At 55.5% G+C, this 14756-nt stretch carries 9 protein-coding genes; 3 read left to right on the forward strand and 6 right to left on the reverse strand.

Annotated features, from left to right (window positions below; translation table 11 throughout):
* The first annotated feature begins 302 nt into the window (after window positions 1–302).
* Window positions 303–1904, forward strand: a complete 1602-nt coding sequence (gene pgi / locus LRR79_RS14165; protein WP_231757835.1) for a glucose-6-phosphate isomerase — start codon at window positions 303–305, stop codon at window positions 1902–1904.
* Between the two features lie 36 nt (window positions 1905–1940).
* Window positions 1941–3260, forward strand: a complete 1320-nt coding sequence (locus LRR79_RS14170; protein ID WP_231757836.1) for a glycoside hydrolase 5 family protein — start codon at window positions 1941–1943, stop codon at window positions 3258–3260.
* Between the two features lie 133 nt (window positions 3261–3393).
* Here LRR79_RS14170 and ltrA read toward each other — a convergent pair whose 3' ends face one another.
* From ltrA to LRR79_RS14200, 6 genes are all read right to left on the reverse strand, one after another.
* Window positions 3394–4887, reverse strand: coding sequence for a group II intron reverse transcriptase/maturase (gene ltrA, locus LRR79_RS14175; RefSeq protein WP_231757837.1), 1494 nt, complete (start codon window positions 4885–4887; stop codon window positions 3394–3396).
* Between the two features lie 441 nt (window positions 4888–5328).
* On the reverse strand, window positions 5329–7206 hold the full coding sequence (locus tag LRR79_RS14180; protein ID WP_231757838.1) for a sulfatase-like hydrolase/transferase: 1878 nt from the start codon (window positions 7204–7206) through the stop codon (window positions 5329–5331).
* 22 nt (window positions 7207–7228) lie between these two features.
* Window positions 7229–8851, reverse strand: a complete 1623-nt coding sequence (locus LRR79_RS14185; protein ID WP_231757839.1) for a cellulase family glycosylhydrolase — start codon at window positions 8849–8851, stop codon at window positions 7229–7231.
* On the reverse strand, window positions 8835–10139 hold the full coding sequence (locus tag LRR79_RS14190; protein ID WP_231757840.1) for an AGE family epimerase/isomerase: 1305 nt from the start codon (window positions 10137–10139) through the stop codon (window positions 8835–8837). Before LRR79_RS14190 ends, LRR79_RS14185 begins: the two co-directional genes overlap by 17 nt.
* A 38-nt stretch (window positions 10140–10177) precedes the next feature.
* Window positions 10178–11353, reverse strand: coding sequence for a glycoside hydrolase family 130 protein (locus LRR79_RS14195; RefSeq protein WP_231757841.1), 1176 nt, complete (start codon window positions 11351–11353; stop codon window positions 10178–10180).
* A gap of 89 nt (window positions 11354–11442) precedes the next feature.
* Window positions 11443–13323 (reverse strand): sodium:solute symporter family protein, encoded by a 1881-nt coding sequence (locus LRR79_RS14200; protein WP_231757842.1) that lies wholly within the window; start codon window positions 13321–13323, stop codon window positions 11443–11445.
* A gap of 287 nt (window positions 13324–13610) precedes the next feature.
* Between LRR79_RS14200 and LRR79_RS14205 the strand changes: the two genes are divergently transcribed.
* Complete coding sequence (locus LRR79_RS14205) at window positions 13611–14606, forward strand: LacI family DNA-binding transcriptional regulator (RefSeq protein ID WP_231757843.1); 996 nt, start codon at window positions 13611–13613, stop codon at window positions 14604–14606.
* Window positions 14607–14756 lie beyond the last annotated feature (150 nt).

The raw sequence follows: 14756 nt of genomic DNA on the forward strand, positions 1-14756 counted from the left end.
TTCTGCGCAACCGCATGTAACCGGTTCCATTTCGAGATTATTACAAGCACTACCCGAGTGCAAACTTTTTTACTATCGCACCACAAAAAGGCAAAAAATCACGCCATATGATGTAACCGGTTACACATTCTGGTTGAATAGCGGGATATCCCGCAGGAGATAGCGCGTCATTCCGCTCCCCCACAGGGTTTTCCATAAATTCAGCAACAAGAGATAGCAGCGAGGTGATCGTGAGCCCAACAGACATACCATCCCAGGAAAAACGCCTGTTAGTAGAACAAAAACGTCTTTCCAGGATACCGATGACAACCCTGTTCGAAGAGAACCCGGATCGTATGGAGAAGATGCACATCCAGGCCTCAGGGCTCGACCTCGACTATGCAAAAAACAGAATCGACCCACCGGCCATGGCGGCACTGTTACAGACCGCACGCGCCAGTGGACTTGAGGCGCGGCGGGATGCCCTGTTCCGCGGTGAACCCATCAATACCACGGAGCAGCGCCAGGTACTACACCCCCTGCTGCGCGGTGCTCTACCCGAGCAGCACGCGCACCGCGCACAAGTGGATGAAACCCTCGCGCGCATACAGCAGTTTGTGGGCGATGTGCGCGGTGGCCAGCTCACCGGTGTGACCGGCAAGCCCTTCCGCACCGTTATCAATATTGGTATCGGCGGCTCCCACCTGGGTCCGGCCATGGCCTGCCGCGCCCTGACACCTTTCGCAAAACGCAATCTTGATGTTCGGTTTGTCTCCAACGTAGACGCCAGTGACCTCAGTGAAAAACTGCGCGACGCCGCCCCGGAAACCACGCTGTTTATCGTTGCCTCGAAAACATTTACCACGCAGGAAACTCTTGCCAACGCCCGCACAGCACGAAACTGGATGATTGAGAGAACCGGCCGCCTGGATGCCGTCGAGCGCCACTTCGCAGCCATCAGTACCGCTACTGACCGAATTGCAGAATTTGGGATTCAACCCGCATTTACATTTCCTATGTGGGATTGGGTGGGCGGGCGCTATTCCGTGTGGTCGGCCATTGGCCTGCCACTGGCGCTATCGATCGGCTACGACCAGTTTGTGGAATTTCATCGTGGCGCCGCGGAAATGGATCAGCATTTTCAACAATCGCCTTTAGAAGGAAATATGCCGGTAGTAATGGCATTGCTGAGCTTCTGGTATCAGCAATTCTGGGGCGCCAACACCCACGCGCTTCTCCCGTACGATCACTACCTGGGAGACTTTCCCAGTTACGTACAGCAACTCGACATGGAGAGCAACGGCAAGTCCGTCTCCTTACAAGGAGAACGTCTGTCGCACCCTACCTCCCCGATTATCTGGGGCGCCGAAGGCACCAACGGACAGCATTCATTTCATCAGTTGTTACACCAGGGCAATCTGCTGGTGCCGGCGGATTTCATACTACCGCTGCACTCCCACAACCCCATCAGCAATCATCAGGACCTTCTGGTGGCCAATTGTCTGGGACAGAGCCGAGCGCTCATGGTAGGCAAATCGCTGGAGCAGGCGCTCACGGAACTCACTGAAGCGGGAATGGATGCTGACGCTGCCGCCGCACTCGCTCCTCACAAAGCCATGCCCGGCAACCGCCCCAGCAACACCCTCACTATGGATGCGCTGACACCCGCAACGCTCGGCGCGCTGATCGCCCTGTACGAGCACAAGGTATTTGCGGTAAGTGTACTCCGAAACATCAATGCCTTCGACCAGTGGGGCGTCGAGCTGGGCAAGCAAATATGTAATTCCCTACTTCCGCACCTCACTGACGACGCCGATTGCCAGGCATTTGATGGCAGCACCAACCGGCTGCTGAACCGCTATCGCACGGTAAAAGCAGAACGCGCCAGCCAACATACGGTCGCCAGTCACCAGAAAAATAACTGAATGCACCCAGTGCAGAAAATATGAGGATCCTCACCTATGAAAACAATAAATACCCTCGCGCTCACGGTGGCGGTAGTCATCGCAGGCTGTGACCATAGACAGGCAACGGAGGCTGGTACCGCTACCGCGCCGGCAACGGCATTTGTACGCGTCCAGGACGGGCATTTCGAATTGAATGGCCGCCCCTACCACTTCACCGGTGCCAACTACTGGTACGGAGCTTACCTGGCGGCAACCGACCCGGAACGCCTCACCCGTGAGCTAGACCTGATGGCGGCCCAGGGCATCGACAACCTGCGAGTGCTGGCACTTTCGGAGCAGAGCAGTCTGTCACGCAGTGTCAAACCTGCAGTGGTAAACGCCCCCGGACAACTGAATGAGACACTGCTGCAAGGGCTAGATCGGCTACTTGCTGAGATGCACGCACGGGATATGAAAGCGGTTTTGTACCTCACCAATTTTTGGCAGTGGTCCGGCGGAATGTCTCAGTATCTGGTATGGCATCAGAATGCCGCGCTGGACGACCCGGATGTGAGCGGCAAGTGGGATGAATACATCGAAAGCACCACGGACTTTTACCGCTGTGCGCCCTGCCAGAAACAGTACCTGGATACGGCGGCCACTCTTACACAGCGCCAAAACACCATTACAGGTACACCATACCGCGACGACCCCACCATCATGGCCTGGCAACTGGCCAACGAGCCACGCTCAGGTGGTGCAACCTACAATGCAACACGGGCCACAGACTATATCCGCTGGGTGCAGGACAGTGCCGAGACACTCGATCGACTGGCTCCCAACCAACTGGTCAGCACCGGCAGTGAAGGACTTGCCGGTACGCAACAACAGGCGGACGTGTATCTGCAAGCCCACGACACAGATGCCATTGACTACCTCACGGTGCACCTGTGGATCAAGAACTGGGGCTGGTTTGACAGCAGCAATCCGGAGAGCACCTACCCCGTCGCCGTCGACAAGGCGACCGACTACTTGAGCCGCCATATTGCATTCGCGAAACAACAGGAAAAGCCTCTGGTACTGGAAGAATTTGGTGTCGAGCGCGACGGCGGCAGCTTCTCACCGGAAGCGAGTACCGAGTACCGGGACCGATTCCTGGCGCTGATCTACAAGACAATCGAGCAGAGCAGTCGCACCGGTGGCCCACTGGTAGGATCCAACATCTGGACATTCGGTGGCTATGGCCGTTCAAACAACCCAGAGTATCAGTGGCGACCCGGTAGCGATTTTCTGGGTGACCCACCCCAGGAACCGCAAGGCCTGAATTCCGTGTTCGACACAGATACCAGCACCCTGGCCATCATTCGCAAACATTCCGACAGTCTGAAAAATTAACCAGAAACGTACCCGATGCAGGCTGCCTGGCAGCCTGCATCGGCCACATTACTACCTCGAAAATCGGGTAGGAGGCGCGGTCACCCGCGCCGTCCTCCCACACCACCGTACGTACGGATCCGTATACGGCGGTTCATGTTGTACTTAAGGGCCGGTGGTACTGAGCAACCACGGACATCAGACCAGCTCGAGCAAAGAAACGATTTGGCAGTGCATGTCGCAGGTGCATTGCGCCTGCATTCCACCAAGCTCCCCGGCCGTTCACTGAGCTTTTCCACGCACGCTCCACACTTAATCCCAACCGAACCAGCATCCGCATCCGGGTAGACGGACGTTTCCACTGACGCCATAGGATTTTGCGTATGTGGCGGCGTATCCAGATATCCAGTTCTCGCAAGATTCCTGTCACTCGCGTGTGGCGGTAGTAGTTCATCCAACCACGCAGCACTGGATTAAGGCTCTTCACCAGCTTCAGCAGGCTTAGCCCTCTTCCACGCCTGAACCGCTCTTTCAGGTTACCCTTGAGCCGCACTATCGACTTCGGCGCAATCTTTAGCCGCGCGTTTGAGTTGCTCCCGTACACGGTGTACCCCAAGAAGGTACGTCGGCTCGGGCGCGCAACATCACTTTTGCTCGGGTTTATCTTGAGCTTCAGTCGGCGCGACAGAAAGCGACTGACAGACTCGAGCACCCTCTTACCTGCGCGTTCGCTTTTGACGTAGATATTGCAGTCATCAGCATAACGACAGAAGCGGTGCCCTCGGGCTTCCAGTTCCTGATCCAATTCATCCAGCAGGATATTGGATAGCAATGGAGAGAGAGGTCCGCCTTGAGGCATGCCCTGGTAGCGAGCGGTTTCCAGTCCGCCGATCATCATACCCGCCTCGAGATAACGGCGGATCAGTTTGAGCAGCCGCTTGTCCTTGATTCTCCGTGCCAGCCGCGACATCAAGATGTCGTGATTGACCCGGTCAAAGAACTTCTCGAGATCCAGATCCACGACCCAGCCACAGCCTGCGGCAATGTGTTTGCGCGCTTGCCTGACGGCGTCTCCGGCGCTGCGCCCCGGGCGATAGCCGTAGCTGTGCTCGGAGAACACTGGATCGTAGAGAGGGTTGAGCACTTGATGTATGGCCTGCTGGATCAGCCGATCCATTACCGTGGGGATGCCCAGGGTTCTGGTTCCGCCATCGGGCTTGGGGATATCCACCGCCCTGATGGTCTGCGGCCGATAATCACCTGCCAATAAAGCTTCTCTGGTCTTTGGCCAATGTGTCTGTAGCTGAGCTTTCAGCTTGTCGACGGTTACACCGTCTACACCCGGAGCGCCTTTGTTGCGCATGACCCGTTTGTAGGCGGCGTGCATGTTGGCTCGCACCACCACGTCCGTCATCAGGTCACCGGTCTCTTCTGGAAACGGGTCTTCATCCACCGTGACGTCTGGCACCACCGACGGCTTGCCCATCGGGTACCACCCTCTGGGATAGATGTCGGCAACAAGCTGTTCTTGTTTTGCGGTGTTTGCGTCCGTCATCGAGAACTCGGGGTTTCCAATTTCCAACATGTTCCGCCCTTCAACCTGCGGTGACAGATCTACTATGGCTTCTGCTGACTTCTGTCGTCCCATCCCGATACCTCACAGCATCGGTAGCCATTGGCAGGACGGCAGACCTCCCAGGGTAATGCGCGTGACCTTCACACTTATACCCGCCGCATTTACGTCCGCAGTGTTCGTGCAAGTATTGGGCTTTGAAGAATTGTGCCTTCTTACCCGCTGCGACCGCCTAATATGCGATTTCTGTTCGTCGGGTCAGTGTTTTGCCTTCGGCTTCCTTCAGATTCCACCTCGCGGTGGACACCCTTGCCGTTCAGCTAATCGTTCCCCTTGCCGGGCCGATAGTGGACTTTCACCACCAAGTCATCCGGCCACCACCACGCGTACCGGAACAGCGCCAGTCACGGCGCTACGCGCCATGCCTGGCGCACACAAAAAAGCCGCTGTGGGTTTCCCCAACAGCGGCAACCGACGAGGTCGACGAGAAAGACCTCTACCACTCAACACAGATTTTCAGTCCGGCGTTACTGCCTCTAACTGCATAATCTGTGACTCGGGAGCTTTTACTTCTACAGAAACCAGATATAGTCTGCGGAAGGAATCAAAGCGCGCCCAGGGCGTCATACTTTCATTACCCTGGAGTTCAAAACGCAGGAATGCTTCACCGGCGGGGAGCTCGAATTCCCCAATCTGCTGAATGGCTTTTTCCTCCAATAAAAGAGGGACTTGCTGTCCCGCAAGAGACACGGAAAACCTGAGCCCTGCGCCCTGAAACCCGGATTTATCCAGAAACAGGCGATAGCGCCCCGCCGCCTCGACGTGCAACCGGTATTCGGAAAAATCACCGGGTTCGGAAAACCCTTTCAGGTTGTGCGGGCCACTGACCACCTCGCCACCGGTACTGGCTGGGCCAAAAGCATTGATAACGTCCACCGGGCCGTGAACCGGGTAGACTGGCGTGCGCAAACTATCGGCATCGATCATGATTTCCTGATACAGCTCGCGCATGGTTCTTTTCAGCTCTGAAGCCAATTGTGGCCGCTCGCGTAAGATATTCTCGCGCTCACCGGGATCTTTCTGCAGATCGAACAGCAGATAGCCGTCCACTGGTTCGGGGTAATCGGGCTCATCCAGAATCGGATTCAAGATCAGCTTATAAGGCCCCTGGCGCAATGCTAGCATCTGAGACTCAAACGGCATCTGTGCACGTGCCGCCGCGTCTACCGGGGTCCATTCATTGAAATGTTTCTTATGAGATACCAGATCGTGGCTCCCGATCAGAAATGGTTTTTGCCGCTGGTACTTGACATTGCCTTCCAGCGCGGCGAGAAAGCTTTCCCCATCGAGTGGTTTCTCCAGCTCCGCAGCGCCGCCTGTAACCTCCATTAGCAGGGGAAAAATATCGGTTACATGCACAAAGGCATTGGATGTTGCCGGCGCGAAGCGGGCCGGCCAATGCACAAATAGCGGCGACTTGACGCCGTTTTGCCAGTTGCGCCCTTTTTGCCCCAGCGACTTGTTGGGATTGCGCTGCCGCCATTCGTTGCGCAGCATCGGACCCGCGTTACTCGATCCGTACCAGGGACCGTTGTCGCTCATGAATATGACCAGTGTATTTTCCGCGAGTCCCGAGTCATCCAGATACTGTAAGAGCCGACCGATATGAAAGTCCATTTCGGACACCATACCGTACAGATTGGCGATGGCATCACGCTGCCCCTTTTCCCGGTAGGGCTGAACAAATTGCTCCGGCGCCTGCCAGGGTTCATGGGGAGCCAAATAACTCAAGTAGGCAAAAAAAGGCTGCTCTCGGTTGCGCTCGATAAAATCGATTGCGTAGTCGGTAACCACTTCAGATACCCAGGTGTCGTGCTCGACACGTTCGCCCTGCCGATATCCAAAACTGTTGTCGTGTACATACAGCTCCGCGTAGTAGGTATCGTCAAAACCACGCTCCCAAGGCAGGTAACCGCGGGTTTTTCCCAGATGCCACTTACCCCAGAGGCCAGTGGCGTAACCACGCTCTTTCAGTACTTCGGATATCAGCGTTTCATCCCGGCTCATATAGTCGCGGCCACCGTGTACTCCGGAAACACCCGCTTTATAGTGATGCCTTCCGGTCAACAGCGACGCACGGGTTGTGGAGCAGACCGGGGTCACGGTGAAATCACTGAATTGGACGGACTCTGCTGCCAGTTGATCCAGACTTGGAGTCTCGATCACCGGATTGCCGTGCAGTGAAAGGTCGTCAAACCCAAGGTCATCTGCGGTAATCAACACGATATTCGGCCGCTCGGTCCCAGCGCGACTTTCAGGTGCGAGCAGCGCTGTCAGTACGACGGCAACAAAACAAAGAATTGCGGTCGTCCAAAGCCGATGTTGATTCGCCATAGTGCTCTCTCAATGCTGATTATTATTGTGCGCAGTAGGTTTCTATATTGGAGGGTTCGGATTCCCCAGTTCCGTTAACGGCAGTCAGGCGGTACTGAAAACAGGCGTGTTGGGCACTGGTAACTTCACTGGTGTTATCCCTGCTTTTCAAAGAGTACAGATCCATTGTTTGCGGATCCCACCCATTCGCACCATCGTTCAAGTCGTCCGCCACAAGCGCCCAGTCTTTGCCATCGTTTGCCGATGCGTAAAGCCGGTAGATAAGGGCAGTAGGCGCCCCCATCCAATTAACTCCGCCGGTATCCGAAATCGGGTGCAGTAGAGGTGCCTGCGGTACCGGCCAGGAAGTGGCAAATGTCTGTGTGCGCTCGTCGTTTGCGATTGCCGCCTGCGCAGAGCGGACCATGTGAATGACCGCACGCTCGTTGTTGCCGTCATTTGCCGCAAAACCCGGCAAGTGGTAGCTCATATACTCGCCGGACTCCTTGTGCCAGTAAAAACCACCTGCCTCGCGGTGCCCGCGGTATCCCCACACCAGGCCACCGGCAACCGCAGGTTCATCCATCCAGGCGTCGGTGACCGCTTGCAGGTTGTCCATGGGCTGCAAACCGTATTCGCCGATAAACAGCGGTTTATTAAATTTCTCCGCCAGAGCCGCCTGCAACCGCACCTCTTCCGCCGACATATAAGGGCCGTAGAAATGGTTTGATTGCAGATCGACGTTGGAGTCGGTCAGCCCCAGGAATTCCCCCTGCTCGATACTCGCAGTACCCGCTGCGTTGATATAGTCCGCCTGCTGGTCACCGTCTATCACCAGCTGATTCGGAGCGAGCTGCTTAAACAGTGCTGCCGTCTCTGCAAGAAACGTCTTGTTGGTGCCACGTAGCTCGTTGCCGGTTTCCCAGGCCATGATGGCTTTCTCATTCCGGTACTCACGCCCGGTACAGGTATTCTTGCGGGTGACCAGCTGCTCAATAATATCCCGATAGGCTGCGTAGGTTTTACTCTGGGTATCGTAAAGCGGCCCGCTTTCCTTGGTATCCTCATTCGCCTCGCCCACCATCAACGCCAGCTCACGCTTACCTCCCCACCAGCTCCAGTGATCGATCACTGGGATAATGAGACGCAACCCAAGGGTATCGGCCAGGTAGACCATGCGGTCCATCACCTGCATGGCTTCTTCATTGAGAGAAATCGCCCCGGTCTCGGCATTCTGCACAATATGCGCGGGCATATTCGCACGTACCGACGCGGGCAACGAAATATCATCGACCGACAGGGTATAGATACGGGAAACCGTATGACCGCTGTAAACCAGGGCCTGAATCCAGTTGCTCTGCTCCCTCGCAGTGGGCCAGCGGAAATGGTCGGACTTTCCGATACTACTATTGGCCGAAGCAACATCATCTTCAATCCGATGCAGCTCTGTGGCGTGCAAGCCAATAAAACGTAGCGGGCGCTCCCCTTCCAGCAATCGAATACCGTCGCGGGTCACGAATTCCTGGAACCCGGCAAATGGCGCCACATTGGGGTTTGGCTCAGGAACAACACAGTGCGCCGGCAGTGTGGTGGAATCGGCAATCTCGCAGCCCGCAAGTGCCAGAGCACCGACGGAGGCCATCAATATCTTATGCAGTAGCCGCACGTTCTTCTCGCTCCTGTATTTCGCTCATGGTCGCCTCAGCGATACTCTCGAGGCGGCGAATGACTTCCATCATCGCGCGCCCATTGTGGTAAGGCCCTTTCCAGAAACCGAGTTTGTATCCCTGGTCCGCCTTCATTCGATCAATAGAAGCGTGGTACAGCCACTCACCGTGCTCCCAATCAATCTGGTGATTTTTGATAAAGGTCCACACATTTTCGAATGCTGTCTTGAACCGCGGATCGCCAGTGCTCTGCCACATATTCAGAAACCCGACCAATGCCTCCGCCTGGACCCACCACTCCGAATCCAGGTGACGCGACTGGGTTGTGAAATCAAAGGTGTCCAGAACCTGACCGAGACCACCAATCCCCTCTTCCACGCAGGATCTTCCCAGAGCCTCCACCGTCGGCTGATATTTTTCGGAGTACGCCGGCTCATCCAGTACCTCCAGCGCTTCTGCCAGCAACCAGCTACCTTCGACATCGTGTCCGTAAGAGTAGCTTGCGGAAACATCCGTCCAGTCATGCTCCAGAAACAGCCGCAAGTGGCCGTTTTCCGCATTGCAGATATTTTCACAGAACCAATCGATGCTGTTCTTCAGGGCTAGCGCGACCTCTTCAGTGGGCGCTACACGATACAACCCGGTGTACGCTTCAAGTACATGCAGGTGGTTGTTCATAGTCTTCGGTGCATTCAGGTCTTTATCGCTGAGCCGGTAATCCGTAACCGGGTGCCACTCTCGTGTCACCGCTTCCAGATAGCCCCCCAATTTTCGATCCACGCAATGCTGCTCAATCGAGCGGAAGTACGCCAGCGCTAAATCCAGCGCACGAGATTCGCCGCTCAAGCGGTAATAACTAGCATAGGCATAGATGCAGAACGCCTGCGCATAGGTCTGTTTCTTGCCCTCTTTCATTTTTCCGATGTAGTCCACACACCAGAATGCACCACCAAATTCCTCGTCATGAAAATGTGACGTCACATAATCGAAAGCACGGGCGGCCAACAACCGGTATTCCTCGATCGAATCACTGTCTGCATCAGGGTCCTGTTGCAGGTGCAGACATAACTCACTGAAAAACCAGAGGATACGCGCGTTGAGCACAATACCTTTGTCGGCTTCTGGTGCCGGGTTGCACGCCACACTCACTTCACCAAAAAAACCACCGTTATGCGTATCAACGGCATGGTTTTTCCACCACTGGCCAATATCCAGTAGTTGCCGGCGGAACTCAGGCAGATAGTTGGTCAGGCCCAGTTTTGGCTGGGATTTGCTAGTCGCTTGCATTGTATAGATGCCTTCCATGTTGTTTACCGCCAGCGCCATTACAGATCTCGGAGAACTGCAGCGTTGTTTTCAATCAACTGGATACGTGTAGCCACAGATACCGCCGAGCGCAGCCCGTCTTCCGGTGTGTTTACACAGTAATCCACCAGCTGTTCCACGGTAGAGGTGGCCACGTGCATTCGGGTATCGGAAGAGGCGTAGTAAATAAAAACGTTACCTTGATCTTCAATCCAGCCATTAGCAAAAGCCACATTCGATACATCACCCACGCGCTCGCTGCCTTCCGGCGCAATAAAGTGGCCACCCGGTAAATGGGTAATTTCCCACGGGCGCTCAAGGTGCGTCATGAACATGTAAAGTACGTAGCGCAGGCCGGCCGCGGTATTGCGCACACCGTGTGCCAGGTGCAGCCAGCCGCGATCGGTTTTGATGGGGGCCGGCCCTTGACCATTCTTGACTTCCTTGATGGTGTGATACTCCTTGGTATCCACCAGCACCTCTTTCACTACCTCGGGATTTTCCATGGATTCCGTCAGCCCCCAACCAATGCCGCCGCCACTACCGACACTGATAAAGCCATCTTGTGGTCGGGTGTAAAGCGCATACTGGCCGTCAACAAATTCCGGGTGCAGCACCACGTTACGCTGCTGGCCACTGTGTGTGATCAGGTCCGGCAAGCGCTCCCAGGTTTCCAGATCGCGGGTGCGGGCAATGCCACACTGGGCCACTGCCGCTGTTGTATCGTTAGGACGGGTATGATCCTTACGCTCGGTACAAAAAAGGCCGTAGATCCAACCGTCTTCGTGCTGAGTCAGGCGCATGTCATATACGTTGGTATCCGGATCTTCGGTTTCCGGCATCACCACCGGCTTGTCCCAAAAGCGGAAGTTATCCACACCGTTTTCGCTTTCGGCCACCGCAAAGAAAGACTTGCGGTCCACACCCTCCATGCGTACCACCAGCAGGAACTTTCCGTTCAGTTTGATCGCGCCGGAATTCAGCGTCGCATTCACGCCCAGCCGTTCCATCAGAAATGGATTGGTGGACTCATTCAGATCATAACGCCATGCGACTGGCGCATGGTGACGGGTGATGATCGGATTCTGCCAACGCTGATAGATTCCATTACCACCGTCTGCCGGAGTATTCTTTTTCGCCAGCAGAGACTCTTGATTTACGATCAGTGCGCGTACTTTTTCCAGGTGACTAGACATAATTCACTCGGCTAATGTTATTTTCGAAAGTGTTCTTTTGCGCGGCACCTCAGTGCCGCCATTTTCTGTTCAGTGCCCGTACAACCAGATTAACCTGCGGCTGCAACCGGGCTCTGCCCTGAGCCCTGTTCAGGCTTTTTTATCTGTTCGCCCATTTCTGCATCCGGGTCATCCCGCATCAGGCGATACCAATTCTTCCAGAGCAGATAGCTGGTCAATGCAATGACACACATGGCAATGGAGAATTCGGTCCAGCGCTGAATCACCATAAAGATGGGTGCTGCGGTAAGCGCGGTGTGCCAGACGAGACCAATCGCACAGTTGAAGAGGTCACGTTTACAATCGGTATTGCGCTTCAGCTCTGGATGCTCCACCAACAGGGCCTGGTGAATGGGCTTCCAGAATCCCCAGGGGCGCGTTTTGAAATAGAAGGTTTTGAGCGTTTCCATATCGTCTGCCTCGGTGAGCAGTGAGCCGGCGACACTCGCGGTGAGGCACAGTGCAAACATACCCGGGAACGCATACAACGGAGAGATATCGGTAAACATCATCGGAATCGCGGCCAACAGCCCCGCAAGCATGCCGTAGAAATAACCAAAGCCATTCATACGCCACCAGTACCACTTGAGGATATTGGCTGCGGTGTAGCCACCGTACAGTGCGCTCACGATCCAGAGAATGATGGAATTGAGTGATGGTGCGAAAAGGCCGATACCAGTACCGAGAATCACAAAGGTGATTGAGACCAGGTAGCTCATACGCACATAGGTTTTCTCATCCGCATCCTTGTTGAAGTAGCGCTTGTAGATATCGTTGACCACATACGCCGGCGCCGAGTTGGTGGTAGCAGCAAAGGTCGACATAAAGGTCGCCAGCAATCCGGCGACTACCAGCCCGAGCAACCCGGCGGGGACATAGTTGGCGAGGGCAAACGGCAGAATCTGTTCAAAGTCCACACCCTCGCCCATCGCACGCAGGTCGTCGACAAAAAACACCAGGGCAAGAATTGTCAGACCGGTGATCATCATATAGCGAGGGAACAACAGCACCAGATTGACCAGCCAGCTCATCTTTGCCGCCTCTACCGGAGTACGCGCAGAAAGAATACGCTGCATGTCGTAGTTGGGTGCCGGGCCCGCCATGCTCTGAAGAATACCTTTCAGCAACACCAGCATGAAAAACACGGAGAACAGGGACCAGCCGTCGTCGACAATACGCTGATTGGCGCTATCGAGAATACCGCTCCAGTCGAGATCAAGGGTGTGCCCGAAGCCCATACTGAACCAGCCCTCAGGAACAGCCGCGCGCAACATGTCTGGCGAGACCTGGTACATGGCAATCACACCAATCGCGATACAGGCCACTGTCATAATGACAAACTGCATGACCTCGGTGAGTACCACACCGAACATCCCACCTTTCACCACATACACGGCAGTGATCGCGGTGAGAATCAGGCCGTAAAAAATCTCATTGTTGTGAGGATCTGCCGAGAGCTGCCAGGGCATAAACGCGGCCGCGAACTTACCGATTCCCACAAAGCCGTAGGCGAGATAGCCAAGTACCACCAATAACGCAAAACCGACAATGACCAGATGGGAAAGCTCCGCACCGCGGCCCTCTCCAAAACGGAAACGAATCCACGCGGCACCGGTCATCACGCCCGAGCGACGCAACCAGATCGACAGGAAAACCATCAGGAAAATCTGATTGAAGGCCGGCCAAAGCCAGGGAATATAGATACTTTTCAGACCATAGATAAACAGCAGGTACACCATCCACATGGTGCCGGAAATATCGAATTGCCCGGATGCATTCGACAAGCCCAGGTAGTACCAGGGCAGCTTGTTGCCACCGAGAAAGTAACTCTGAATATTCTTCGATGCCTTGCGGGATACCCAGAACCCGATAAACAGCGACGCAAATAAATACAGTCCGATGACCATTAGGTCTATTGGTGCAAGGCTCATAGGCAACTCATCTCTCTATGATCGCTTGGCGCGGCGAAGGACCAGCGCTCTTTATTGTATTGAGGGCGACCCGAGGTAAACCCCCTTGTGAGGGGCCGCCAGAAACACCAATGTAACCGGTTACACACAAATTTGCTAGAGCTTTATGACAATTTCCGGTAACTTTTCAGCGCCTTCCAAGGTCACCAGCGCCTAGGAAGACCGCCGCCAATAACCCCCGGCGGTCATACCGCAGCCCTTGCCATCAACGGCAGTTGCGGCGAACCAGATACCGATGGCCAGTAATTATGTCGAGCATTAGGGAAGTGTCGCGCGTAGCGGGCGTATCCATCGCCACCGTCTCCCGGGCACTCAGCACACCGGAAAAAGTCTCCAAGGAAGCACTGCGTAAAGTGCACGAAGCCGTGGAAAAGGTGGGGTACCGCCCGAACATGATGGCGCGCAATTTTCGCGCCGTACGCGCCTACTCCATCGTGGTCCTGGTGCCGAACCTCTCGAACCTGTTCTTCGCCACTGTTATTCGCGGTATTGAAGATGCCGCTCAGCAGAAAGGCTACAGCGTTCTACTGGGCGACACCCGCGATTCCAGCGCGCGCGAAGAGGAGTACACCCGCCTGGTGGAAACCCGCCAGGCCGATGGCATCCTGCAACTGCGACCGCATATTCCCGGCAAGTCTTTGCAGCCCAAGGCGGACATTCCAATTGTTTCCGCCGCCGGCTGTGAAAATACCCCCTACCCCTCGGTGCGTATCGACAATGCAGGTGCCGCTGAAGAAGTGGTCACCTACCTGATTGCCCAGGGCCACCAGCGCATCGGCGTGCTGGCCGGCCTGGCGGACAACCCCCACTCCCGCGATCGCCTGCGCGGCTACCGGACCAGCCTTGAGCGCGCCGGCATCCCATTTGACGAGGACCTGCTGGTCAATGGTGACTTCACCATGGGCTCCGGACTAATGGCCGCCAACCATTTCGCACGTATGAAGAACCGCCCCACTGCCATCTTTTCAATGAACGACGAAATGGCCATTGGTTGTATGCAGGGGCTTAAAAGTGCGGGCATCAAGGTTCCCGAGGAAATGTCCATTACCGGCTTCGACGATATCGAGTTTGCCCGCTACAGTGACCCACCCCTGACCACAGTTTCCCAGCCCGCGGAGGCGCTGGGACGAGCGAGCTTCAACACCCTGCTGGAGCTGATCGAAGGTAAAGAACTGCAGCAGACCGAAACCGTACTGCCCTACGATTTTGTGGTGCGCAAAAGCACACCACCCCTTCCCCGCTAATCCGCAGCGCAAGCGAGGCACTTCGCCGGCCTCGCAGGCCCCACTAACTCGCTGGCCCCACTAAATAGTACCTACAGATAGCGATCGCCATTCGCCAAGCCGAACTGGCAACGCAAAAAGCACATTTGTAACCGGTTACACTACACTGCA

Origin of the sequence: Microbulbifer elongatus (genome assembly GCF_021165935.1) — a bacterium.
GTDB lineage: Bacteria > Pseudomonadota > Gammaproteobacteria > Pseudomonadales > Cellvibrionaceae > Microbulbifer > Microbulbifer elongatus.